Consider the following 23,586-nt stretch of genomic DNA (forward strand, 5'->3'; position numbering starts at 1 on the left):
GAAAGAACAAAAATAGACCAGAATTTGCTAAATCAGTCCGCTACTTCGATACATCCCTATCGGGACTACTCAGCGACTACGCAATGAAATACAAAAGGTGTCTGAGTAGCCCCGAAGGGGCGTACCGAAGACACCGTTAGAAAACATTCAGAACACAAGATTAAATTAATAAAAACTTAAATATGTCGAATTAATTTCTTGATTAATACTGTTTTCAATTCTCTTAAATGACTGATTTATTTCTTTCCAGGCATTTAATGCGGTTTTCCAGGCAATTTATTATCGGAAAAAGTTTGATTTTTTGCCTTTTTAAGAGAAATTGAAACTGGCACGTTGTATGTATTTTCAAAGCCGGAATAACGACATCAACACAAAAAACGGAGGTAAAAATGAAAATCAGAAGTTCTTTTATGGCAATTCCGGCAGCATTTATATTTTTAGCATTATTATTTGCCGGTTGTAACGACAATAGTTTAATTACTGAGCCCGAATCGGGTTTATCAGTTAAAGCCGCACTGGAAAAAATTACTTACGAAGACGAGGCGGTCAACTCCTTTGAACCCAATTTTAATGAAGAAGACGCCATGAGTATTTTAGGAAGTGGTCTGGCTAAAACAATTTATCCTTTAAGAGTAGGGCAGGTAATTCATCTCGTAGAACGTGATCTGCAGATTGAATACGGTGCCGATACTGCTCTCGGTACACTTACAAAGAGGTTTGAGGGAGAACTTCTTATTCTTGGTTCGTTTAACGAGGAAAGGGGCGTTCCCGATACGCTGGTCAAAAAACCTTTTACTACCGTTATGACACGTAAAATTAAATATGAGCGTGTCGATAGCACAGGCGACAATCTTGTCGACTGGAAAATAATCGGTATGTCATTGCCCGAAGCCGGTACTTCGACTGATAATATAGCCATTACAAAAGTAACACTAACAACGCTCGAAGGTAATTCAATTACAATTACTTCCCCCAATGATTATTTCTTTGATTTAGGAAGAAGACTTATGACCATAGAGCAGACCATGAACGGAGGAAATTCAGCTAATGGTAATACCGCTGGACAGCAGCATTATAATAATGGCAATAAATATGGCAATAGAGGAATTGATCGATTGATTCCTTTTGTAAGAAAAAGAGAACCTATTACAATTACTGTCGAAGTAAGAAGTATTTATGAAGAGCCTGACTTTATCACCGTAACGCATGGCGCCTCGATAATAAATAAAGGTAATCGAGTCAAAGAACGCTTTGAATTGGTCGATACTCAATTCGACGGTGTCTATTACACCCGTACATACGAAAAAACCATTATCACAAATACAATGCCCGGATATATGCACGCAGTAGTCAATATGTTACCTCAGACAGTGATTAATGATACCGATTCACCGGTTGAAGAAAAGACATGGGGAATTCCTTATCTCATTCAATAAACATTTTATATTTAGTTAAATAATTATATTTTATGAGGAGGCAATTGCCTCCTCATATTATTTGAGGTAGGACTTAAAGAATGAGAAACTTAACATTAATATTGTGGTTAGCAATTTTAGTATTCAGTTGCGGCGAGCCGCTTCCGACCGAATTAATTGAAGTTACCAATACTTCTGAGGTCGAATTTGAAGCTGTTGCAGCTGAATCCGCAAATCTGGATTACGATAGCACGGGAATTGTCGAACGGAACATCGATAAAAGTATTGTCGTAAGTGTTGTTGGGGTTCGCAACACGAACTTTAGAACGGTTCAGACCGAAGGTTATTACTATGCAATTTTCAACGATAAATCGAACCCAGTTCAAACAGGCAATGGGTATATGTTAGGATACAAAACCTTGCAAATGAATTCTGTCTTTTTTAACAATTTCCAGGCAAGAAAAATTGAACATAGAGTGAAGTATAGAATTGGTTCTGTATATGTCGATACGTTACTGGGTGTTAAATATTTTGCATCGCAGAGAATGATGAGTACGATTGGAAGGAGGAATGACTTTCCTTATAGCGGCAAAGTAAATTTTAGAGTGATTAGTGGACATGGTCAAAATATCGAATTTGACATACCCACACCATCTGAAATTATCGGAAGGGTTAGATTAATTGGAAACAGGAATGCCAGTGATGCGTATTTTGACCTCGAATGGAATCCAGAAGGACGAGGACGTGTAGAAATCGTATTTGCAGCTATTAATCAGGACGGGGAAGTTAATCCTCTCATGAGTGTGAAGGGAAATGACAATGGAAATATGAAAGTACCTTTCAAAGTTTTTAAAAATATTATTGATAAAGACAACCGTTCTTTAATTGTTAGTTTTGTTAGAAAAATTGAAAACACAGATAAATTTATTGATGATTCCTATATCGTTTCGGAAAGCATTCATAATATTCGTATCGATCTGCCTTGAATTATTTTTTCTGTTCATTGGACAGAAAAATATTTACGCTCAGCAAAGCATCGATAATTATGGTTATTTAAATAGCACCAGTAGGTTTCGCATGAACGGACTCGAAGGCAACATATCAAATTTTTCTAATACGGAAGATTTCGAGCTGATGGCATCTTTTTCTTTCCAGAACGAAAACCGTTTTAATTCGAATCTATATTCACTCTCGATTTCAAAAGCATTCGGTAATCATAATTTCTATTTTCGTTACAGTCCAGGTATCGTACAGAATTTTATAATCAAAAGCAGTACAACTATTCAGTTGCCCGATACAATTGCCAGTTTAAAAACAGAATTAAATTACTCAGAAAAATTCGGAATAAGTTATTCCTATAAATTATCTTCAGATATCAATCTTGGTTTTTCTCTCAGATATTTCGAGCAAACTTTCAGAGAGGAATCGCCAATTTTATTTTATACCGACAGCGTAAATTATATTTCTATTAAAGAAGAGGAATTGAGCGATAACTTCTGGCGAGGTGATTTGGGATTTGATTATGTGTTGAATGAGAGGTTATCAATCTCACTTTCTACAATTAATTTGTTTATAAGTAAGGAAGACAATTCAAGCGAAGCAAGCCGTCTTTATTCTTTAAGAACTGAAAAGGGAATAAGCGCCTCGCTTCAATTAAAAAGCTATGATAAATTTATGGCAAAATTTGGTTACGAGTATGGATTCGAAAAATACAGAGCCTTTTATGCAGGATTAAATTATTCGTTCAATTTAGCAGGTGGAATAGTTACTGCTGGAACTCTTTTTTCACACGATAAGTTCAGACACCCTTTTATTTCTTCTGTTATCCCTTCGATTGCCTTTACAAAAGACGGATATACTATATCCACAGGCGCAATAAAATATGTTTCAGCCAGTACTAATAATACAACTGAATCACTGGTGAATGAGGGAATTTATAGTTTGTTTAATAATCCTTACAGCGTCGACAGAGCTTTTGTGAATTTTAATCTGGCATTGAGCTTCAAAAGCAAGCAGCTTGTTAAATTCATCGATGTTTCGATCGATTCGGATATCTACCCAACTCTCTCAGAAATTTATTTCAACAAACCGTTTGCAACCGGAAGGGTGGTTAATATTTCGAATGAAATTGTCGAAGTACGTCCGGCGAGTTTCATTAAAAGTATCAATAACGAGCCGATATTTTCACCGTTGGTAAAAATTTTGCCTGGCGACACGGTCGATATCGGCTTTTTTACTACTGTCTCGAATACAGATGTGGACAAAAGAAAAATTGAACAAGCTGATTTTTATCTCTACACCGACAAATCGGAGCCCGACGATTATATTCAAAAACCAGTTTTACTTCACGATAAAAACAGCTGGGATGGTAATGTGTTCAATCTAATTTATTTTGTCAGAAAAGGTTTTGAATTTACGAACAAATATTCGAGAGAGATTCTCAATAAATATCCGCGAGAAAGTACTGCCGACGTTTTCCGGAAAATAAAAATTCTTTACGATGAATTTTCGCATAGTCTGGAATATGTATCTGATCCGAGATCCAGTACGGAGAGTGTTCAGTTTCCCCATGAAACGATTGAACTTAAAGGTGGCGATTGTGATGATTTGAGTGTGTGCTTCTCTTCGATGCTGGAAAGTATTGGCATTCAAACAGCTTTTGTAGACTACAAAAATCCAAGCGGTGTTAGTCATGTTAATTTACTCGTTAATACGGAGCTGACTCCTTCAGAATTATTTAAGATAACAAATAACGACAATAAAGTAGTAGTGCGAAAAAATGAAGAAGGAGTCGACCAGATCTGGCTGCCAATAGAAACAACTGTCTTGAGTGGCTTTGAAGATGCATGGACAGCCGGTGCAGATAAATTTAATAAAGAGGCAATTGAAAAGTTGGGTCTCTCAAAAGGCACAGTGGTTATTATTGATATTTATTAAGGAGGAATATCATAATGAAAAAAATAATTGCAATGATGATAGTTTTTACAATCTCAATAATTGCACAGACGTTCGAAGTTGAAAAAGTTAGGGGAGACGTTGAAGTTCTAACTACTTCGGAAGAAAACTGGAAACCTGTTAAGCAAGGGATGAAATTGTCAGGAACGGACATTATTTCAACTGGAAAAAATTCAGCAGTCTATTTGAAAAGTGGTAGCTCGAGATTTATTCTTGAAGATAATTCAGCACTCGGAATTAATAACATAAAAAAGATGACACTTAACGAACTTTTGCTGGCTCTGGCTTCTGAAGAAATTAAAAATATACGTCCCGGCAAAAACAATAACAAAACTCGTAATACTGCCGTTTACGGCGAAAAAATTGAAAAACGCAGGATTGAAACTGAATCTGAGGCTTCCAATTTGCTGGGTGTCAAAAAATTAAATGGAGCAAAACAACTTGTTAAAAATGGTTATAAAGAGTCCGCCATTTTACTTGCGAAAGAAACCTATAGAAAATATCCTTCAACAAAAGAACGGATATCCGACCGTATCTACTTTGTTGAATTAATGCTCGAGATGAATCTTATTAATGAAGCAGCTGAAGAAGTCAATGATATATCACAATACAATTTAGACTCCGAGAGCAAGAAACGGCTGGAAAAAATCAGCAAATTGCTGAAGGAAAAAATGGTTGAAGTTTCTCAGTAACGATAACCAGGCCAGCGACTGTAATCTGGATTAAGAAGTCTATAGTCTCCGAATCCGGTCTGGTCTATGAATACGAATGAGCGATTCAGTTCGTAATAGTCCCATATTTCATACGGTTTGGAATCCGGGTCAAACGGATGCCTCTCGACGTAACTGGGAGGGCCAAAAGTAATATAAATCATTCCCATGTCGGTGCGCCAGCCTTCGTTTCCAAATGCTTTGAAATTTTTATTGGCGTACTCCACTCGTCTATAGTATTCGTTCATAATGGGATTTATTAACATCTTGGGATTAGGTTTCTTCTTGTCCCAAAATTCAAGGAATCTCATCAGCCGTTCTTCATAAGTTTTTCCTTCTTTTATATATGCCAGGTCGGTGGGCGAGGCGATGTAAATCATCTGTTCAATTGCTTTGTCGATGTCTGTTATCGAATTTGGTAATCCGGTTATTTTAGATAATACGACCTTTTGAGCTTCGGCGTTTAAATTGCTTTTGATATCTTTTGCGGTCATCAGTAATTTGTAAGTGCCGAGTATAAATTTTAATGTGCTTAAAGAATCGTAAACCGTGTTAATTCCTTCATTGAGACTGAGTGTTCTTTTTTCTTCTATTTTATTTTCGCTATCGAGGTGTTCGAGCAAATATGTTATCTCTAACTCCCTTTTCTCTGTTGAATAGATTTCGTAATAGAAGCGGAGAACGTTATCTTTATTTGTTACTATTCTTGAAACATTCGGCACAATTACTTCACCGCTTTCATTCTTCAGGATATCCTTAACAAGTAGTATGTCGCTTGCCGAAAGATCGCGATTGAATTTTTTTAACGATACATTGTAGGTGTACGAATGTGTTTTTCTTGAATCGGTGTCTTCGAGAATGCATTTAATTTTATAATCGCCTGCATCAAGCGGAAATGATTTATAGGAGATGTTGAAATTGTTTTTTGAAATAGTTTCGTCAAAATCCGTTGTAGAAATTCTTTCTTTCCAGATTCTTTCGAAAATCATTTTGTCGGTTTTGGGTTCGTAAAATATAACAGAGAGACTGTATTCGGCAAAAAATGTATTGCCTTTTTTAACGAATTGTATATTTGCATACGGTACCTGGAAAAAAACGTCGAGGCGGATTTTGTTTGTGTCATCGGCTACTTTGTATTGTACGAAATCGGTATAAAAAATGGGTTCGAATTTACTAATGTTAATATCTTCTGATGACTCCACCTGTGCCGAGATTGTATACACAAAGCAAACAAATAATAATACGAAGCGTTTCATTTTTACCCCGATAATTTTAATCCAATTTAGCAAATAAATCATACTCGTTGCAATCATAAATTACGGTATCATAAAAATTGCCAATCTTGAGTTTCTCGTTTGTTTCTACAAATACTTCGCAATCAACTTCGGGAGCGTCTCTCTCCGTTCTACCGATATAGACACCGTTTTCATAAGAATCGATTAATACCTTGAGTTTTTTACCAATTAACTTTTCGTTTTTGCGATACGAAATGTCACTTTGAATTTCCATTAAAATGTTTTTTCTTTTTTCTTTCAATTCTTCTGAATGCGGATCGCCCAGAATAAAGCTTGGAGTATTTTCTTCCATTGAATATGTAAATACACCGAATCGTTCGAACTCGAATTCTTTTACAAAATTAGCCAGCTCCTCGAAGTCGGCGTCGGTTTCGGCAGGATAGCCGGTAATAAAAGTGGTTCTCAACGTTAGTTCAGGAATCGACATACGCATTTTGTTCAGAAGTTCCAGTGTCCGGCGTTTTGTAATTCCACGTCTCATCGATTTGAGTACATTATCAGAAATATGTTGTAAAGGAATATCGATATACTTGCATACTTTGGGATTCGAAGCAATAGTTTCAATCAGGCTCTCGGGAAAATGTGAAGGATAGGCGTACATTAAACGAATCCATTCGATTGATTTAATTTCCGAAAGTTTATTTATCAGTTCAGATATATTTCTTTTACCGTAGAGGTCGATTCCGTAATCGGTAGTATCCTGACCGATTAGGATAAGTTCTTTGACGCCCTGACTGCTCAATTTTTCAGCTTCGGCAATTAAATCTTCCATTGGCTTTGTTTTGTGTTTGCCTCGCATCAACGGGATGGCACAAAACGAGCAGGGATTGTCGCAACCTTCGGAAATTTTAAGATATGCGAAATGTTTCGGTGTGGTTAGGAGTCGTTCGCCGAGCAATTCATATTTCAAGTTTCCGCCGAATTCCTTAAGAATTCCTTCGTAAGCTTCTGTACCAAAATAAGCGTCCACCTCAGGAATTTCTTTCCTTAAATCGTTCATATATCTTTCGGAAAGGCATCCGGAAACGATAACTTTTTTTAATTGACCTTTTTTCTTAAGTTCAATGGCGGATAAAATTGTGTTTATCGATTCTTCTTTTGCGGCTTCAATAAAACCGCATGTATTGATAATAATTGAATCTGCATTTTCAGGGTTGTCGGTCAGTTCAAAATCGTTTATTTTAAGCTGGTTCATGAGGCGTTCTGAATCGACCGTGTTTTTTGAACATCCTAATGTGATAACTGATATTTTCTCTTTCTTTGGCATTTCGGGTCTTTCTTATTGTTTAGGCATAACAAAAATAGTGATTTATAAGTGCAATCAGAAATTATGATTATTAATTACTCAGTGATATTATGAAAATAATATTTATTGGCACTGGCTCTGGAAAAACGAGTAAGGAAAGATTCCATTCTTCAATATATCTGGAAACTGCCGCTTTCAATTTATTAATTGACGCCGGCGACGGAGTGGCTAAAGCTCTGATGAATTCGTCGATTGATTTCAATTCGATTAATGGAATTATTTTTACTCATTATCATGCCGACCACTTTACGGGAATTGGCGCTTTGATTACTCAAATGAAAATTGCGGGACGTAAGAGGGAGCTGACACTTTTTACACACAAAAATCTTGTCGAACCATTGATTAATCTCCTTTATTATGTCTACATGTTTCCCGAAGCTCTAGGTTTTAATTTAAAGATTATTGGATACCGCCTTGCCGAAAAAGTGACTGTGGCGGAAGATTTTAGTTTTATGGCAAAACAGAATTCTCATATTTATCCCAAAGGAGATATCGAATTTTACTCGGAATCGATGTTTGTTTCTTCCAGTCTTTCATTTACAATCGCTGGTAATTCGATAGTATACACGTCTGATGTCGGTAGCCCGGATGACCTCTACCTTTTTGACACTCTTAAACCTGATGTTTTTATTACAGAGATGGCGCATATAGAACCGGAAGATTTATATCTTGTTTTTAAAAAAATTAATCCCGGCAGAATATTCATTACCCACATCGACGATGAAAAGTTTGGCAAATTGGTCGATTGGTACGAAAACCTCGACGATGCTCTTAGGGATAAGATAACTATCTGTCACGACGGATTAGTCGAAACATTGGGCTAAGAAAAAATCGGTACAACTGAACGATTCATTTATTATATTTACAGACTCAAAAATAATTGAATAATGCAAATAGAGGAATTCCAGAAGAAATACGGTATAATAGGTAAGTCGAAGGAAATACGGGATCTGATTGATATAACCATGCAGGTTGCTCAGAGTGATATAACCGTATTAATTACGGGGGAAAGTGGAGTAGGAAAAGAAGTATTTGCACGGGCGATACACGGTTTCAGCAAACGCTCAGACAAACCACTTGTAAGCGTTAATTGTGGAGCTATTCCCGAAACACTTCTGGAAAGTGAACTTTTCGGCCATAAAAAAGGATCTTTTACTGGCGCTACAGAAGATCGAAAAGGATATTTCGAAATTGCAGACGGTGGAACTCTCTTCTTAGACGAAATTGCAGAAATGGCTCTGACCACTCAGGTCAAATTGCTCCGCGTGCTCGAAACGAAAGAGTTTATGCCAATTGGCAGCGAAAGAGTTACAAAGGTGGACGTTCGAATTATTGCAGCTACAAATAAAGACCTGCAAAAAGAAGTCGACGCCAAAAAGTTCAGAAATGACCTCTATTTCAGGTTAAAAGCTGTAACGCTCTTTATTCCACCATTAAGAAGAAGGAAAGAAGATATTCTCGATATGGTGCTCTTCTTTCTTAGAAAATTTGCCGAGGCCAATCAAATTAAATTGCCGTTGTTTACCAAAGGCGCAGAAGAATTGCTGGTAAATTATAATTGGCCTGGAAATATTCGTGAACTAAAAAATGTGGTTGAAACTGCAGCGGCTTTGTGTCGCAATGGTATTATCGACGAAGATTTATTGAAACCTTTACTCGTACCGGAGGCAGTTGAAGAATTGACGCCACGAAATTTACCTGTCCATTTAAATCGTTCACCCGAAGCTCTCGACAGGGAAATGATTTACAGAGCACTAATTGAGATTAAGAAAGATTTGATAGAATTAAAAAATATCGCTCTAAATAATACACCCGAAAACAATTCCACATCCACAACAATCAACCCGGAAGAAGTTTTACCGCTTCAAGAACTCGAAAAAAGGGCGATACTTAATGCAATTAAATTTACGGGAAATAACAAACGGAAAGCCGCCAGATTGCTCAATATAAGTGAAAGAACTCTTTATCGGAAACTGAAGGAGTATGGCATACAATAGAAAAATATTAGTTATGGTATTGTTAACAATGCCGGCTTTGATTGTAACGAGCTGTTCCTACTCTTTTACAGGTGCTTCAGTGCCTCCTCATCTTCAAACTATTTCGATACCGACAATCGAGGATCGCAGCGGTAAGGCAGAACCTAATCTGGGAGAACGACTGACTACGGTATTAATCGAAAAATTTACTCACGATAATACGCTCAAAGTAGTCAACAGTTCTAATCCCGATTGTATACTCGAAGCCGCAATAACTTCTCTTACGGATCAATTGTCGGTTGTGAGTGGAAACGAAACTGCTACAACTCAAAGAATTACAATAAATGTAAAAGTTGTCTATCGTGATTTAATCAAAAAGAAAAAAATATTCGAAAGAAATTTTTCACAATATAGCGACTATGAAACTGACAGTGCAGATTTGATAACCGTCCGAAATAATGCCATCGAGCGGGTGCTCGATTTTATAGCGGACGATATTCTTCTTGCGGTGGTGTCTAACTGGTAAAAAAAAGGAGTAAATTATGGTACTCGATGAAATAATTTTATATGCTTATATCTTTTCGTTGTCGATACTTCTCTTTTTCGGCAGCTACGGATTTATAATGGTCTATTATCACGAAAAGTATAAAAGGAAAATGCATAAAGCTAAAGACGACGTCCCTCTGGAAACTGTTACAGTTCAACTGCCTATTTACAACGAAATGTATGTAGTCGACAGATTAATAAATGCCGTATGCAATATGGATTATCCGAAAGATAAGCTCGAAATTCAGGTGCTCGACGATTCAACTGACGAAACGGTCGAAGTGGTAGCAAAATTAGTTGAAGAGAAACAAAAAGAAGGATTCGACATCAAGCACATCAGAAGGGGAACGCGCGAAGGATTCAAAGCTGGAGCCCTGAAAGAAGGATTGAAAACAGCAAAAGGGAAGTACGTGGCTATTTTCGATGCCGACTTTATTCCCAAAAAAGATTTTCTTAAAAATACTCTCCGGTATTTTTACGACGAAAAAGTCGGGATGGTTCAAACTCGATGGGAACACCTGAACGAAGATTATTCACTTCTTACTCGTATACAGGCATTGGCTCTCGACGGACATTTTGTAATCGAACAGACCGTCAGAAATAAAGCCGGATTTTTTATCAACTTTAACGGCACCGGCGGTGTATGGCGTAAGGATTGTATTGAAGATGCCGGCAACTGGGAAGGCGACACATTAACCGAAGACCTCGACCTCAGTTACAGGGCTCAACTAAAAGGGTGGAAATTTATTTATCTGAGAGACTTTACCACTCCTGCAGAATTGCCAGCCGAAATGAATGCTTTCAAAGCTCAGCAGTTCAGATGGACTAAAGGTGCAGTTGAAACGGCAAAAAAAATTCTCCCTCTTGTCTGGAACTCTAATATTCCCCTTAGACTTAAAATTCATTCCACTTTTCATCTTACAAACAATATTGTTTTCCCATTTATATTACTTGCGGGTATTTTGAATGTCCCGTTGATTTTCATTAAAAATGCTGGTCCCTACTGGAGCTTTTTTAACATAATGGCAATCTTTGTTATAGCTTTTATCGGGTCGTTCCTTTTTTACATGTTCGCTCAAAAAGATGTTTATCCTGACTGGCGTAAAAGGATTGTACTCTTCCCTCTTTTTATGGCCGGGAGTATGGGACTTGCTTTGAACAACACGCGCGCAGTCATCGAAGGATTGTTGAATCGGAAAAGCGAATTTGTGAGGACACCGAAATTCAAAGTTGTTACAAAGAACGATAATCCTATTAAAAATAAGTATTTCAAATCGACTCGCGTTCAGGCATCGACTTACGTCGAATTGATCTTAGCGGTTTATTGTTTTATTGGAGTTGTGGCATCAATTTATTTCATGGAAATTGCAGCCTTACCTTTCCAATTGATGTTTTTTACGGGATTTGCCGGCGTATCTGCGATGTCTCTGAGACAGGCATATATTAAGAAACGTCAGTTAAATGATGGGTTTTAATTGAACGGAACTATTACAGAAGATAAAATTAAATTAATCTATGAATTTAACCCTCGTTCCTCTCTCTTTGCCCGTGTAGGCAAAATATTACTCGATGAGGGAAATGTGAATGAAGCAATCGAAATTTTAAACAAAGGACTGGAACTATATCCCGATTATCCTACAGCTTATTACATAAGAGCAATGGCCTATGCTTATTTTGGTAAAGTTATGGAAGCCAGAAAGGATGTTCATACAGCTTCGGCGCTCTATGAAAATTCGTTTTCCGGAAAATATTATCTCGAAATGATTGATAAGATTGAAAATGAAATTAAATCTTTAGAAGGATTAAAAATACGCAAGTTTTTTAATGATAAAAACGATACAAAAAATTCCATTGAAGACAAACTGGATGAATTAGCTGAGGTATTAAGCAAAGCTCGTATAAAATACAATCCGGATGCTGGAGACGACACTGTTGTTGCTCTACCCGAAATTCAGAAAACAAGAATTGTCACTGAAACGATGGCTAAAATTTATGAAGCGCAAAAGAATTACAAAGAGGCTATAGCAATTTATAGAGACCTTGCTAAGTCTAATCCTGAAAAGGCAGGCTATTTCAAGCAAAAAATCGAAGAGATAAACCGGATAATTGACACGGGACTTATGTGAGAAAAACCATGAAATACTTTTTTTCTATTTTGTTAATTATTCTTTCGATGCCGGTAGAAGCGCAGAATTATGATTGGGCTCGTCACGACTCGCTTATTAAGGCGGGTATCAACCAGATCTACGGCATCGAACTCGAAAAAGCTGAAAGTACTTTCGACACAGTAATAAAAGAATATCCTACTCACCCTTCAGGCAAATTTTTTAAAGCCATGATCACATGGTGGCGGATTCTTCTTAAACTCGAAGATGAAAGTTTAGACGATAAATTTATTAAGCAGCTGGATGAAGTAATAAGAATGTGCGACAAAATTCTGGAAAAGAATAAGAACAACAAAGATGCCCTTTTCTTTAAAGGTGGGGCTATCGGTTTCAGGGGAAGATTATTGGGCATACGCGAAAAATGGATCAATGCTGCGCTGGACGGAAAAGAGGGGCTCGAATTGCTCTATCAATTTTATCGAGCTGATCCACATAATCCCGACGTCCAATTCGGATTTGGAATTTATCATTATTACGCCGAGGTTATTCCTGAAAAGTATCCTGTCGTCAAACCACTTATGATTTTTTTCCCACACGGTGACCGCAATAAAGGCTTGCGCGAACTTGAATATGTTGCCCTCAAAGGCAGATATGCACGTATAGAATCCAGATATTTTCTGATGACACTGAATTTCCAGTTTGAAGAAAATATGGAGGAAACACGCAAGTGGGCATTGATTCTATTGGCTGATTATCCGGATAATCCGAATTTCCAGAAATATTATGGACTTACATTCGTTAAAGAAAACAGATACGATAAAGCTGCCGAAATATTTCGGGATATCTATTCCAAATGCGTAAGAGAGATGCAGGGCTATAACAATTATTATAAAAGAGAAGCCAGTTATTATGTCGGATTGAACTTCAAAAATTCTAACAACGTAGATTCTGCAATCTATTATTTTACAATTTCCGAAAACCTGTCGAGAAAACTCGATAAAGAAAATGCCTCAGGTTTTCTGATAAATACAGTCCTTTATTTAGGAATGTTATATGACCTTAAAGGAGACAGACAGCGCGCCATTAAGTATTATCGTGAAGTCCTGACTATGAGGGAGCGGAGCAATTCTCATCAACTCGCCAGGCAGTACTTGAAAAAGCCCTATGGAAAATAATTATTCAAGATTTGTCGAAATACCGAATCGGTGAATCGAGCCGATAAATCCCATTGATGAAAATCCATAATCAATAGTAAAATTCTTTACATTGAATCCAAACCCGAGGTTGAAACCTGCCAGTCCTGCGCTCGTACCAATTTTTAGTTCCTTCCTTTTTTCACTGTCGTATCCGAAACGAAGTCTGAAGCTTGTGCCTAACTTAACTTCTGCTCCAAGAGTAAAATTACGGAGTCGATCGGCAATGTTCTCTTGATCCTGGTTTAATTTGTTGAGTGAAAAATAAAAACGAAAAGGCACGTTTTTTAATTGTTTTGAAACACCGATTCGAACATCGAGTGGCAAATCCTCGTCGATTTCGGCGTATGTCGATAATTGACTTCCGATATTAAGAATTGAAAAGCCGATGTTCCACATTGATTCGGGTAATTCGTAATGCAATCCTAAATCCGCAGCAACTGCCGAAGAACTATACTCATCAATACTGGAATAGATGAATTTGGTGTTTATACCGTAATAAAAATTGTCATCGAGTTTATTGCCGTAACCAATAATAAAGGCAATATCGGAAGCACCGAAATTGCCTATTTTTTCGCCTGTTGAAGTAGCTTTCGTAAAGTCGCCGTAACTAACATATTTAATTGCTGCTCCAAGTTTACCAAACTCAAATTCTTTCACTGTGGATAGTGAGGTTGAATTAATATCCAGCAGGTGATTTACAAATGAAAATGATATTGGCATTCCCTCAAGTAGATTTATTCCCGCAGGATTATAGAAAATAACATTTGGATCGTCGTCAGCCGATACAAATCCACCTGCCAGAGCAGCTGCGCGAGGACTCGTATCAAGATTTAGAAATTTATATGTTTGTGAAAAGACAGTTGAAAAACTAAAAAGTAATATTCCCAATAAAATCGTATTTTTCATAGTGTCATATTTTTGTTTAGCGATTTTAACTATATTATTATAGAAAGGCAAGCTATAGAACTCACCGGCGGGACACTAAGCGGCATTATATCTTATGCGAATTTGGCTCAAGCGTGATAATACTAATTTCAGGTAAAACATGAAAACGTTGCACAAAATAATAATCGGTGATTCAAGACAAATGAAAGAAATTCCTGATGAATCAGTTCATCTTATAATTACTTCTCCACCATACTGGCAATTGAAGGATTATGGAAACGGAAAGCAAATAGGTTTTAATGACACTTATGAAGAATATATTAATAATCTCAATTTAGTTTGGAATGAATGCCACAGGGTTTTACATAAGGGCTGTCGCTTGTGTGTTAATATTGGCGACCAGTTTGCACGTTCTGTCTATTATGGAAGGTATAAGGTTATTCCGATAAGAACAGAGATAATCAAGTTCTGCGAAAGTGCCGGTTTTGATTATATGGGTGCTATTATCTGGCAAAAAGTTACTACTTGCAATACCACAGGAGGAGCCACAGTAATGGGGTCCTATCCCTATCCAAGGAATGGAATTCTTAAGTTAGACTATGAGTTCATATTAATATTTAAAAAATATGGGGATCCACCAAAAGTTAACGACGAAATTAAAGAACAATCAAAATTGACGCTGGAAGAATGGAATCAGTACTTTACGGGGCACTGGAATTTTTCGGGTGAAAAACAGGATAAACACCTTGCGATGTTTCCTGAAGAACTGCCAAAGCGACTTATTAAAATGTTCAGTTTTGTTGGAGATACTGTGCTTGACCCATTTCTTGGAAGTGGCACGACATCAATGGCAGCTAAGAATCTTAATAGAAACTCAATTGGATATGAGATAAATGAGGATTTTTTACCAATCATAAAAGAAAAAGTTGGATTTCAACAAAGCTCAATTTTTCAAGATGCGGCATTTGAGATTATTAAACAGGAGGAGCTTCAAACTAGCTTTGAAGAAGAAATAAAAAAATTACCCTATATTTTTAAAGACCCAATTAGATTTGATAAGAAAATTGATCCTAAGAAATTAAGATTTGGTTCAAAAATAGATAATTCTCATTCTGAAAGAGAAACTTACTATACCGTTAAGGAAGTAATATCACCAGAATTACTGAGCTTAAGTAATGGATTAAAAATCAGGTTATTGGGTATCAAAGAGAAACCCCAAAAAAATGACGAAGCTGTCAAATTTTTAATAGAAAAAACAAACGGGCAAAAGGTATTTCTAAGATTCGATAACATTAAATACGACGAGAAAAACAATCTGCTCTGTTATCTTTATTTGTGGAATAAAACATTTTTAAATGCTCATTTAATTAAAAATGGTTTGGTTTCTGTTGATACCACTATTGATTATAAATATAAGGCAAAGTTTTTAGGCTTACAAAATGGGGAAAAGTGAAAGTAAGAATCACAGTTGAAGAAATCAGAAAATATCTGGACATAGAGACTCCAGATTTTGAAAAGTATGTAGCACCACTGATCAATTTAGCGAATCAATATGCCCAGGGAACGCGACCCAAAGTAGTGGGTCAGATGAGTGAACTAATTCAGGAATTTGAAGGGAAAACACTTTCTGAATGGGAAAAATGGTACCTGGAGAAAAAACCCGATGCGATCGAGATTGCAACGGAAAAAATATTGCATAAATTAGAAGAACTTAAAAGTACTCTTAATAAAATTGACCGGAATATGGTTGAACAATGGGTAAGGGATTTAGTAATAGTGAAAACTTTTGCTGGGCTCAGGTTTCAGGAGGCAATACTTAAGAAAGGAGCTGAAATGAAAAATGCGGATTACCGTTTAGCCGGGCCTGATGAAGAATCGAGAGGAATCGATGGCTACATTGGAGACATTCCAGTCTCTATAAAACCCAATACCTATGAGGTGAAAACAGCATTACCGGAGCACATAGATGTCAAAATTATCATCTATAGAAAAATTGATGGTGGAATTGAAGTGGATTATGGAGAAATATTGTAATTATCATTTATTTTGTTGCTTAAAACTACAGGCACCCGCTGCGTTTAAAATCAGGAGAAAGACTGTTAGGTTCAACCAAATTTTACTTTCATCGGAACATCTTTTATTTAGAAAATGTTAGATTCAAAAACAAATTGGAAGGTAATAATATGAACGGATTTAAAACTGCTGCTTTAATGGCGGTTATGATGATACTCTTTCTACTCGTTGGCAATCTTCTGGGTGGGCAAACCGGAATGACAATTGCCTTTATTTTTTCGTTGATGCTAAATTTCGGCTCGTATTGGTTTTCGGATAAAATAGTATTGTCGATGTATCATGCAAAAGAAGTTACGCGTGCTGAATTTCCAGTTCTCTACAGGATAGTTGAAAATCTTGCATCGAAAGCAAATTTACCTATGCCCAAGGTCTATGTAATTGACTCGCAGACCCCGAATGCATTTGCTACTGGAAGAAATCCCGAGCACAGTGCAGTGGCAGTTACAACCGGCATAATGAATCTATTGTCAGAAGACGAACTTGAAGGAGTAATTGCTCACGAACTGACGCATATTAAAAACAGGGATATTCTTGTCGGTACAATTGCAGCTACGTTAGTAGGCACAATTACATTGATTGCAAGAATGGCAGGGTGGGCTGCAATGTTTGGAGGAAGCAGAGATGAAGAAAGAGACGGAAATATTTTTTATGAACTTGCTCTGATTATTATTGCCCCTATCGCTGCTATGCTTATTCAGCTGGCAATCTCTCGTTCCCGTGAATTCATGGCTGACGAAGGTGGCGCTTTGATGTCGGGAAACCCAATGGGACTTGCCTCAGCGCTGGATAAATTATCGAGAGCTAATGAAATTATCCCCATGAGGACCGCAAATGAGTCGACAGCACATATGTTTATTGTAAATCCTCTTTCAGGAAAATCGTTTGCTAAATTATTTTCAACGCATCCGCCAATTGAAGAAAGAATTAAACGACTCAGAGAAATTGCCGACGGCAGAAGATAATGTCACACTTTTTCAAAAAAATATTGTTTCTTCTTCTTTTTTGTGGAACTTTCAACATTAGCTTATCGCAGGAAAAAATAATTACTGAATTAATCGATAATTCGTTAAATGAGTATACTCAGCTATTTTCGGTGTCATCTGATTACAATTTAATTATCTCTCTTCCGCGTAAACTTGAAGGATTGAAACCATATTTCATAGATTATTTCAGGAATAAATTTCATTATAAAAACAACAACAGCGAAAATAAAATTATTCTGGTTGTTAATGATGCTTCGGCTTCATATACATTAATCGACGGCGGATTTTTTGGAGACGATTTTATAGAACGCAATTTGATAATGAGTGGGATGCTAATATATCCCGAAAAATCGGGTTTTGTGGATGCCTCATTTTCAGGGACAGTAAAAGACACAATTTTGTACGACGATTATGCCGTTAATCACTTGCTGCAATTGCCAGTAGAACAGGGCGAACTCCCATATAAAACTAAATTTAAGGATTTTTTGCAACCGGTTATAATTGTTGCAACGTTGATTACTTCTGTTATTTTGCTCTTCACCGTAAGAAGTAATTAAATTTCATTAAGTGGTAATCTTTGCATATTTTTGTCATTTAAAAATGGAAATTCATTTTATGTCTTATAAGAGATTATTAGTAATAGCTTTGATTGTTACAGCCTGTTCTGGAACAGTAGATACGTCTAAATTCAACGCCGAGGAATATTTTGCTTACGCAATGAAATTGTATGAAAGTGAAGATTACGAGCAGGCTATTCTTGAATTTAACAGTATTCTGCTCCAATTTCCTGGCAGTGCCGTAAGCGACGACGCTCAATATTATTTGGCTACGACTTATTATAAAAGAGAACAATTTCTTCTGGCAGCATACGAATTTAGCAAGTTGATTCAAAACTATGCCACCAGCCCACTTGTCCCCGACGCACAATTTTTGCTGGCCGATTCATACTATAATCTTTCACCGCCTTTTCAGTTAGACCAATCGTATACTAAAAAAGCAATCGAAGAATTCCAGGCATTCATCGATATTTTCCCGGCAAATCCAAAAGTAGAGGAAGCCGAAAAAAAGATTATTGAGTTGAACAACAAGCTCGCAAGAAAAGAATACGAAAGTGGGGTAATTTATGAGAAGATGGAATACGAAAGAGCTGCAATGAAGTATTACGATTTTGTTGTCGAAACATATCACGATACCAGATACGCCCCACTGGCTCTCTATCGTAAAATTCAAATTGAAGTAAAACGTGGAATGAATAACGATGCATTGAACGATATAGCCATTTTTCTTGAGCGTTACCCCGAGGACGAAAGAGCTGCTGAAATCGAAAAATTACAGGCGGAATTAAATGGACTTACGGCAAAGGCAAACTAAAAAAGTTAAAGACTCTGTTGTAACAATGACTGAATTAGTGCTACCGAACCATGCAAATCAGCTGGGATATTTACTCGGAGGACAGTTGATGCACTGGATTGATATCTGTGCTGCACTTTCCGCCGCTAAACACTCCAACAGAGTTTGCGTTACAGCTTCTGTCGACAGGATTGATTTTCATCACCCTATTAAAATTGGGGAAGTTGTAACTTTGATTGCATCTGTTAACAGGGCTTTTAAAACTTCGATGGAAGTAGGCGTCGAAGTCTACGCAGAATCCTTTATCGAAAAGAAAAAAATACATACAAACTCGGCTTTTTTAACTTTTGTAAGTGTGGACGAAAATGGTAAGCCTGTTGAAACTTGTGAAATACTACCGGAAACCCCCGATGAACAAAAACGCTACGAGGAAGCTCTTCAGCGACGCAAACAAAGACTCGGTTCTGCTTAAACTTCTGCTCGTTTTTCATTTATCCGTCTCCTCCCTTTCTGCTCAAATTCCCATAAACGGATTTTGTAAAGCAGACATCCTCTTTGAGGGTTTTAAAGAAAATTCAGCATTTATTCCCGATATGATTATACCGGCCGACCTCGACCGAAATGGCTCCAATGAATTTATGCTCTTAAAGAATAACAATAATTTATTTGCAATTGTATCGAACAATAAACATCGCTTCTCTAATACTGTTGTAGGTCCACTTAATAATCTCGATATCTATAACTTAACTAAAAATGCAAACATCTATTGCTGGCTTTCCAGAAAAAACAGGGAAGTTGGATTAGTAACTATTTCAAAAAACGGTATTCTTTCAAGAAAGAAAATTAAGAAGTTTGACGATATCCCATCGAACATAACTTGCGTCGACCTCAATAATGATGGGAAAAAGGAAATGGTTGTAAGCGGTTATTCCTTCGAAGGCTTAACTTTGATTAAGAACAAGGCAAACCGTTACACATTTTCTCAAATTACCGACAATAGAGTTTTTCCTCAGATTGCTCATGCAGACTTTGACTACGATGGATTTACTGACATCGTTGCCTACGATATTTTTTCAAATCAACTTGTATTCTTTTATAACAAGCAGGAACTTATTTTTTCCGAATCGAGAAAAATTGCTCTGCCCGATTACCCGCAGATACTGGTAGCTTCGGACGTTAATTCTGACGGATTTACAGATTTATTAATTTCATACAGAAACAAATTCCATATTTTTATCGGCGATACGGTTTCGTCTTTTCATAATACAATTGATTTAGAGCTTAAAGAAAAAGCGGACGATTTGAGTATAGCTGATTTTAATGAAGACGGCATCAACGATATTCTGTTTGCGAATTACTCCGAAGGTAAATTGTATCTGATGTTTAGCAAGTCTGGTTTCGATTTTTATGAACCGTTGCTGATTTATAAGGACAAAGATTTAATAGATGTTGCAGCTTATAAGGAAAATGGCTTTAACAAAATTGCGCTTCTCTTAAGAAATGGTAAAATCGTCGTTTTGTCGACTGTAAAAAAATTTGAGGACTATAATTTAATAAACTTTGGTTCCGGGGTAAGTTCACTGGGAATACTATCTGAAGACAAAATAAATCCAGAAGCGTATTTTTTTATTGATAAAAACACAAATCACCTGATTTTGTTGACTCTTAACAAAAGATCAATTCCCAATACACTTTATCGTTTCCCTCTTCAGAATAGTTACAGCGTAATTAAAAGCATCAAACGGAAAAATAAAATCGATTTTTATTTTTACAATCCCAACACATCATTAATTGAAATTTTGAGACTCGATTCGTTCAAGCCAACACGAAGAATTCTCTATACGAAAGGAAAAATCAAAGACCTCCTTTTATTTAACGACCGATTGAAAGATAGGCAAAGAATTTATACTCTGACGGAAAGTAAATCAAAATTGCTGCTTGAAACTTATGATTACAGGGATTTCAGATTTGTGCATGCTGGGTCGGACAGTGCGGGAAGTAATGTGCTGGCTACTGCGCTTGTGTATGAAACGTATCCTTCTGTCTATTCATTAATTAATAAGAACGATAACCTTTTATTAGTAAAAAAAGAAATAAAAAGATTGGCTGCAAAAGAGGACAGCGTCGAGCTGGGCACTTATAATCTATCCGATTTTAGTAAAATTAGTCTTAAGTGTTATAACGACAGAGAATCAAACGAATTGATTAAGGTTATTATACTTACTGAAAGAAAGAACACTAAATTAATCATTCTCAAGGATGAAAAAATATTCAAGTATGAATTAAAAGAGATACAACCTGAGGAATCCACTTTTCAATTCGTGAAAACCAGAAATCGATTTGAGATAATTTTCATCGATGCATTGACAAAAAAATTGAAAAAAATTGTCTTGAAAGAAAATTACAAATCAGGTAGAACAGATACTGTTTTGGATTCTGAAACAGTTAATAATTATATTTCAAAGCCTTTTAAAAATAATACTGACCTGATACTTTATGCGCCCGGGTCCGACAATAACATAATTAAATTGAGAATTATTAGATGAAGAAGTTATTTATTCTTGCAGTCATTTTTGTAGCATTCGATTCTTATGCACAAAATCTTGATTCTCTGTACAATTTTTTTCTTTATACGCGGGGAGATCGCTCAACTGAATTGAAAACTATTACTTCATTGTCGGGTGACTATGTTAAGTGTGGAACGGGTATTTACAATCAAGTTAAACAGAACTTTTCAAAATTCAGCAAAAAACAGCAGCAGGTATTGTCTTCGTATATGAGTAGACCACAGACGGACTCAAGCATAGTAACAAAATCAGGTTTATTTCGGATCCATTTCAATAAATCGGGTTTACACAAACCTGCCTACGATTTAAGTTTATTATCGGATGCGCTCGATTCTGCATACAATTATGAAGTAAATATTTTGGGTTATCCGCCACCGCCTAAAGACAACGGAGGAGGAGACGACAAATATGACATTTACATTCAGAATATGAGTGGAGGTCTCTATGGAGAAACTCGCACTGAAGATTTAATAGGAGAAGAAACATACACAAGTTACATTCTTATCGATAATGACTTCGATGGTTATTACACCGAGGGAATCGACGGTGCCCGTGTTTCGGTAGCTCACGAATTTCATCATGCTATTCAAGTAGGCAATTATATCTACAGGTCGACTGACCAGTATTATCATGAACTTTCTTCTACTGCGATGGAAGAGTTTGTCTTTGATGATATCAACGACTACTATGCCTACATTTATTCGTATTTTGTCAATACCAATCGTTCGTTTTCTCAAAACAGCGGCTATAACCTTGCTCTCTGGAACATATTTTTAAAAGACAGGTTTGGATTCGACATTCTCAAAAGAACATGGGAATTGATGAAAGAAGAACGGGCTCTTTATGCAATAGCCGATGCAATTAAGGAATACGGTTCCGATTTCAAAAAGGAATTCGCCGAGTTCTCAAACTGGATTTATTTTACGGGATACAGAGCAACGCCTGGTAAATATTTCGAAGAAGCGGAAAACTATCCTGTGATAAAAGCTTTGATGAGTATCGATTTCGACAAACCAATCGTATCGGTAGATGTCAATACCAGACCCGCATCGGTAAATTATATCTCTTTTGTTTCGCTTGTCGACACTCTAACAACAATCCTCACAAACAGTGACGTTACAAATGGGGTGCAAAATCCTTCGTCCGATTTACCGCTGACATATTTTCTTGCAGACCACGACGACGGCGGCTACAGATGGATTACCAATAATTATTATTCCAAGTTGGTTTGCCAGTCTTCCTTCCTGATTACAGAAAATTCTGTGTTGAATAATCGATTGATCGACTCTACAGCTATACTAACTGAAGAAGAATTTCCGTTCCCACAACCGTTTAATTATACTTCGGATGATTTTATTTATTTGCCGGCTCCGCGTTCTATAAGTGGAATGGCAGACCTTTATATTTTTTCAATCGATATGGATCTAATATATTCGGGCGAACACCAGGTGCTGGTATCGGATAAAAATCTCGTTAAGTGGAATGGTCTCGATAAGGGCGGCGGTAGAATTCCTTCGGGTGTCTACTATTACGTTATCAAGACGGACGACGATACAAAAAAAGGTAAATTCGTGGTGATTAATGAATAATTACAGCGTAATTCTCAACAACCTGGTAAAATACTTCGGCAGACGACTTGTTTTTAACAACATCAATCACCGTTTCGAATCGGCCAATATTTACGGTATCGCCGGTCCAAACGGCTCAGGAAAATCGACGATCGTAAAAATTATAGCTAATTTGATCTCTCCAACAAAAGGAAAAGTTGTTCATCTCAATGGTGAAAAAGAAATTAGCTATGAACAACTTCATAATTACATTGGATTCGTCTCACCATATTTATTTCTTTATGATGAATTTACTGCGTATGAAAACCTAATTTGTTTTTCAAAAATTAGAGGAGTTGAATTTAACGAAGAATATGCAAACTTTCTTTTGAGCGAATTTAATTTATACAAGCGCAAAGACGACGTGATAAGAGGTTATTCCTCGGGTATGAAGCAGCGATTGAAATTTATCTTTGCTTTAATTCACAACCCTCAACTGGTGATTCTCGACGAGCCCACTTCCAATCTCGATACTCCGGGAAAAGACAAGGTCTATGAAATTATTGATAAAAACAGAAATGAAAAACTCTTTATTATTGCATCGAATGAAGAGTCCGACCTGGCATTATGCGGTGAAATAATCAATCTGGAAAACTATAAAAATAGCGGCAGTTAGA

22 protein-coding genes are annotated in these 23,586 nt (G+C 36.7%); 19 read left to right on the forward strand and 3 right to left on the reverse strand.

What is annotated here, in order from left to right; all coding sequences use genetic code 11:
* Window positions 1-389: 389 nt before the first annotated feature.
* The 4 genes from ACSSV9_RS12470 to ACSSV9_RS12485 all read left to right on the forward strand — a co-directional run bounded on the left by ACSSV9_RS12470 (window position 390) and on the right by ACSSV9_RS12485 (window position 5,062).
* Window positions 390-1,436, forward strand: a complete 1,047-nt coding sequence (locus tag ACSSV9_RS12470) for a hypothetical protein (protein WP_437347586.1) — start codon at window positions 390-392, stop codon at window positions 1,434-1,436.
* 80 nt (window positions 1,437-1,516) lie between these two features.
* Entirely contained in the window at window positions 1,517-2,401 is an 885-nt protein-coding gene (locus ACSSV9_RS12475) for a hypothetical protein (RefSeq protein ID WP_437347587.1), read from the forward strand.
* Between the two features lie 91 nt (window positions 2,402-2,492).
* Window positions 2,493-4,352 carry a transglutaminase domain-containing protein gene (locus ACSSV9_RS12480; RefSeq protein WP_437347588.1) on the forward strand — a complete coding sequence of 620 codons (1,860 nt, stop codon included), beginning with the start codon at window positions 2,493-2,495 and terminating at the stop codon, window positions 4,350-4,352.
* A gap of 14 nt (window positions 4,353-4,366) precedes the next feature.
* The gene (locus ACSSV9_RS12485) at window positions 4,367-5,062 is read left to right on the forward strand and encodes a FecR family protein (protein WP_437347589.1); all 696 of its coding nucleotides are present in this window, start codon (window positions 4,367-4,369) and stop codon (window positions 5,060-5,062) included.
* Here ACSSV9_RS12485 and ACSSV9_RS12490 read toward each other — a convergent pair.
* Both ACSSV9_RS12490 and rimO read right to left on the reverse strand, forming a co-directional pair.
* Window positions 5,056-6,336 (reverse strand): GWxTD domain-containing protein, encoded by a 1,281-nt coding sequence (locus ACSSV9_RS12490; RefSeq protein ID WP_437347590.1) that lies wholly within the window; start codon window positions 6,334-6,336, stop codon window positions 5,056-5,058. The genes ACSSV9_RS12485 and ACSSV9_RS12490 overlap by 7 nt on opposite strands.
* A 16-nt stretch (window positions 6,337-6,352) precedes the next feature.
* Window positions 6,353-7,642, reverse strand: a complete 1,290-nt coding sequence (gene rimO, locus ACSSV9_RS12495) for a 30S ribosomal protein S12 methylthiotransferase RimO (RefSeq protein WP_437347591.1) — start codon at window positions 7,640-7,642, stop codon at window positions 6,353-6,355.
* An 89-nt stretch (window positions 7,643-7,731) separates the two neighbouring features.
* Here rimO and ACSSV9_RS12500 point away from each other — a divergent pair, with 89 nt between their 5' ends.
* The 6 genes from ACSSV9_RS12500 (at window position 7,732) to ACSSV9_RS12525 (ending at window position 13,483) form a co-directional block, all read left to right on the forward strand.
* On the forward strand, window positions 7,732-8,505 hold the full coding sequence (locus tag ACSSV9_RS12500; RefSeq protein WP_437347592.1) for an MBL fold metallo-hydrolase: 774 nt from the start codon (window positions 7,732-7,734) through the stop codon (window positions 8,503-8,505).
* A 63-nt stretch (window positions 8,506-8,568) separates the two neighbouring features.
* Window positions 8,569-9,678, forward strand: coding sequence for a sigma-54 interaction domain-containing protein (locus ACSSV9_RS12505; RefSeq protein ID WP_437347593.1), 1,110 nt, complete (start codon window positions 8,569-8,571; stop codon window positions 9,676-9,678).
* Window positions 9,665-10,183: an LPS assembly lipoprotein LptE gene (gene lptE, locus ACSSV9_RS12510; protein ID WP_437347594.1), complete on the forward strand. Its 519-nt coding sequence runs from the start codon at window positions 9,665-9,667 to the stop codon at window positions 10,181-10,183. Before ACSSV9_RS12505 ends, lptE begins: the two co-directional genes overlap by 14 nt.
* 16 nt (window positions 10,184-10,199) lie before the next feature.
* Window positions 10,200-11,678, forward strand: coding sequence for a cellulose synthase family protein (locus ACSSV9_RS12515; protein WP_437347595.1), 1,479 nt, complete (start codon window positions 10,200-10,202; stop codon window positions 11,676-11,678).
* A complete protein-coding gene (locus ACSSV9_RS12520; protein ID WP_437347596.1) occupies window positions 11,679-12,329 on the forward strand; it encodes a tetratricopeptide repeat protein in 651 nt (216 codons plus the stop codon).
* Window positions 12,330-12,337: 8 nt separating this feature from the next.
* Complete coding sequence (locus tag ACSSV9_RS12525; protein WP_437347597.1) at window positions 12,338-13,483, forward strand: tetratricopeptide repeat protein; 1,146 nt, start codon at window positions 12,338-12,340, stop codon at window positions 13,481-13,483.
* Here ACSSV9_RS12525 and porQ read toward each other — a convergent pair whose 3' ends face one another.
* A complete protein-coding gene (gene porQ / locus ACSSV9_RS12530; protein ID WP_437347598.1) occupies window positions 13,484-14,410 on the reverse strand; it encodes a type IX secretion system protein PorQ in 927 nt (308 codons plus the stop codon).
* A 139-nt stretch (window positions 14,411-14,549) separates the two neighbouring features.
* Here porQ and ACSSV9_RS12535 point away from each other — a divergent pair, with 139 nt between their 5' ends.
* From ACSSV9_RS12535 to ACSSV9_RS12575, 9 genes are all read left to right on the forward strand, one after another.
* On the forward strand, window positions 14,550-15,842 hold the full coding sequence (locus ACSSV9_RS12535; protein WP_437347599.1) for a DNA methyltransferase: 1,293 nt from the start codon (window positions 14,550-14,552) through the stop codon (window positions 15,840-15,842).
* Window positions 15,839-16,423 (forward strand): MjaI family restriction endonuclease, encoded by a 585-nt coding sequence (locus ACSSV9_RS12540; protein ID WP_437347600.1) that lies wholly within the window; start codon window positions 15,839-15,841, stop codon window positions 16,421-16,423. Before ACSSV9_RS12535 ends, ACSSV9_RS12540 begins: the two co-directional genes overlap by 4 nt.
* Before the next feature lie 149 nt (window positions 16,424-16,572).
* Window positions 16,573-17,424 (forward strand): zinc metalloprotease HtpX, encoded by an 852-nt coding sequence (gene htpX, locus ACSSV9_RS12545; RefSeq protein WP_437347601.1) that lies wholly within the window; start codon window positions 16,573-16,575, stop codon window positions 17,422-17,424.
* On the forward strand, window positions 17,424-18,002 hold the full coding sequence (locus tag ACSSV9_RS12550; RefSeq protein ID WP_437347602.1) for a hypothetical protein: 579 nt from the start codon (window positions 17,424-17,426) through the stop codon (window positions 18,000-18,002). The genes htpX and ACSSV9_RS12550 overlap by 1 nt, the downstream gene beginning before the upstream one ends.
* Window positions 18,003-18,060: 58 nt before the next feature.
* Window positions 18,061-18,816: an outer membrane protein assembly factor BamD gene (locus ACSSV9_RS12555; protein ID WP_437347603.1), complete on the forward strand. Its 756-nt coding sequence runs from the start codon at window positions 18,061-18,063 to the stop codon at window positions 18,814-18,816.
* Window positions 18,791-19,267, forward strand: a complete 477-nt coding sequence (locus ACSSV9_RS12560) for an acyl-CoA thioesterase (protein WP_437347604.1) — start codon at window positions 18,791-18,793, stop codon at window positions 19,265-19,267. Before ACSSV9_RS12555 ends, ACSSV9_RS12560 begins: the two co-directional genes overlap by 26 nt.
* Window positions 19,206-21,341 carry an FG-GAP repeat domain-containing protein gene (locus tag ACSSV9_RS12565; protein ID WP_437347605.1) on the forward strand — a complete coding sequence of 712 codons (2,136 nt, stop codon included), beginning with the start codon at window positions 19,206-19,208 and terminating at the stop codon, window positions 21,339-21,341. The genes ACSSV9_RS12560 and ACSSV9_RS12565 overlap by 62 nt, the downstream gene beginning before the upstream one ends.
* A complete protein-coding gene (locus ACSSV9_RS12570; RefSeq protein WP_437347606.1) occupies window positions 21,338-22,951 on the forward strand; it encodes an MXAN_6640 family putative metalloprotease in 1,614 nt (537 codons plus the stop codon). Before ACSSV9_RS12565 ends, ACSSV9_RS12570 begins: the two co-directional genes overlap by 4 nt.
* On the forward strand, window positions 22,944-23,585 hold the full coding sequence (locus ACSSV9_RS12575; RefSeq protein WP_437347607.1) for an ABC transporter ATP-binding protein: 642 nt from the start codon (window positions 22,944-22,946) through the stop codon (window positions 23,583-23,585). The genes ACSSV9_RS12570 and ACSSV9_RS12575 overlap by 8 nt, the downstream gene beginning before the upstream one ends.
* The last annotated feature ends 1 nt before the right edge of the window (window position 23,586 follow it).

This window comes from Melioribacter sulfuriphilus, from assembly GCF_051488685.1.
Classification (GTDB): Bacteria; Bacteroidota; Ignavibacteria; order Ignavibacteriales; family Melioribacteraceae; genus Melioribacter.

Bases quoted from the DNA above. Each gene is read 5' to 3' on its own strand.
- ACSSV9_RS12470 (WP_437347586.1), top strand. From the start codon at position 390: ATGAAAATCAGAAGTTCTTTTATGGCAATTCCGGCAGCATTTATATTT.
- ACSSV9_RS12475 (WP_437347587.1), top strand. From the start codon at position 1,517: ATGAGAAACTTAACATTAATATTGTGGTTAGCAATTTTAGTATTCAGT.
- ACSSV9_RS12480 (WP_437347588.1), top strand. From the start codon at position 2,493: ATGAACGGACTCGAAGGCAACATATCAAATTTTTCTAATACGGAAGAT.
- ACSSV9_RS12485 (WP_437347589.1), top strand. From the start codon at position 4,367: ATGAAAAAAATAATTGCAATGATGATAGTTTTTACAATCTCAATAATT.
- ACSSV9_RS12490 (WP_437347590.1), bottom strand. From the start codon at position 6,336: ATGAAACGCTTCGTATTATTATTTGTTTGCTTTGTGTATACAATCTCG.
- rimO (WP_437347591.1), bottom strand. From the start codon at position 7,642: ATGCCAAAGAAAGAGAAAATATCAGTTATCACATTAGGATGTTCAAAA.
- ACSSV9_RS12500 (WP_437347592.1), top strand. From the start codon at position 7,732: ATGAAAATAATATTTATTGGCACTGGCTCTGGAAAAACGAGTAAGGAA.
- ACSSV9_RS12505 (WP_437347593.1), top strand. From the start codon at position 8,569: ATGCAAATAGAGGAATTCCAGAAGAAATACGGTATAATAGGTAAGTCG.
- lptE (WP_437347594.1), top strand. From the start codon at position 9,665: ATGGCATACAATAGAAAAATATTAGTTATGGTATTGTTAACAATGCCG.
- ACSSV9_RS12515 (WP_437347595.1), top strand. From the start codon at position 10,200: ATGGTACTCGATGAAATAATTTTATATGCTTATATCTTTTCGTTGTCG.
- ACSSV9_RS12525 (WP_437347597.1), top strand. From the start codon at position 12,338: ATGAAATACTTTTTTTCTATTTTGTTAATTATTCTTTCGATGCCGGTA.
- porQ (WP_437347598.1), bottom strand. From the start codon at position 14,410: ATGAAAAATACGATTTTATTGGGAATATTACTTTTTAGTTTTTCAACT.
- ACSSV9_RS12535 (WP_437347599.1), top strand. From the start codon at position 14,550: ATGAAAACGTTGCACAAAATAATAATCGGTGATTCAAGACAAATGAAA.
- htpX (WP_437347601.1), top strand. From the start codon at position 16,573: ATGAACGGATTTAAAACTGCTGCTTTAATGGCGGTTATGATGATACTC.
- ACSSV9_RS12550 (WP_437347602.1), top strand. From the start codon at position 17,424: ATGTCACACTTTTTCAAAAAAATATTGTTTCTTCTTCTTTTTTGTGGA.
- ACSSV9_RS12555 (WP_437347603.1), top strand. From the start codon at position 18,061: ATGTCTTATAAGAGATTATTAGTAATAGCTTTGATTGTTACAGCCTGT.
- ACSSV9_RS12560 (WP_437347604.1), top strand. From the start codon at position 18,791: ATGGACTTACGGCAAAGGCAAACTAAAAAAGTTAAAGACTCTGTTGTA.
- ACSSV9_RS12565 (WP_437347605.1), top strand. From the start codon at position 19,206: ATGAACAAAAACGCTACGAGGAAGCTCTTCAGCGACGCAAACAAAGAC.
- ACSSV9_RS12570 (WP_437347606.1), top strand. From the start codon at position 21,338: ATGAAGAAGTTATTTATTCTTGCAGTCATTTTTGTAGCATTCGATTCT.
- ACSSV9_RS12575 (WP_437347607.1), top strand. From the start codon at position 22,944: ATGAATAATTACAGCGTAATTCTCAACAACCTGGTAAAATACTTCGGC.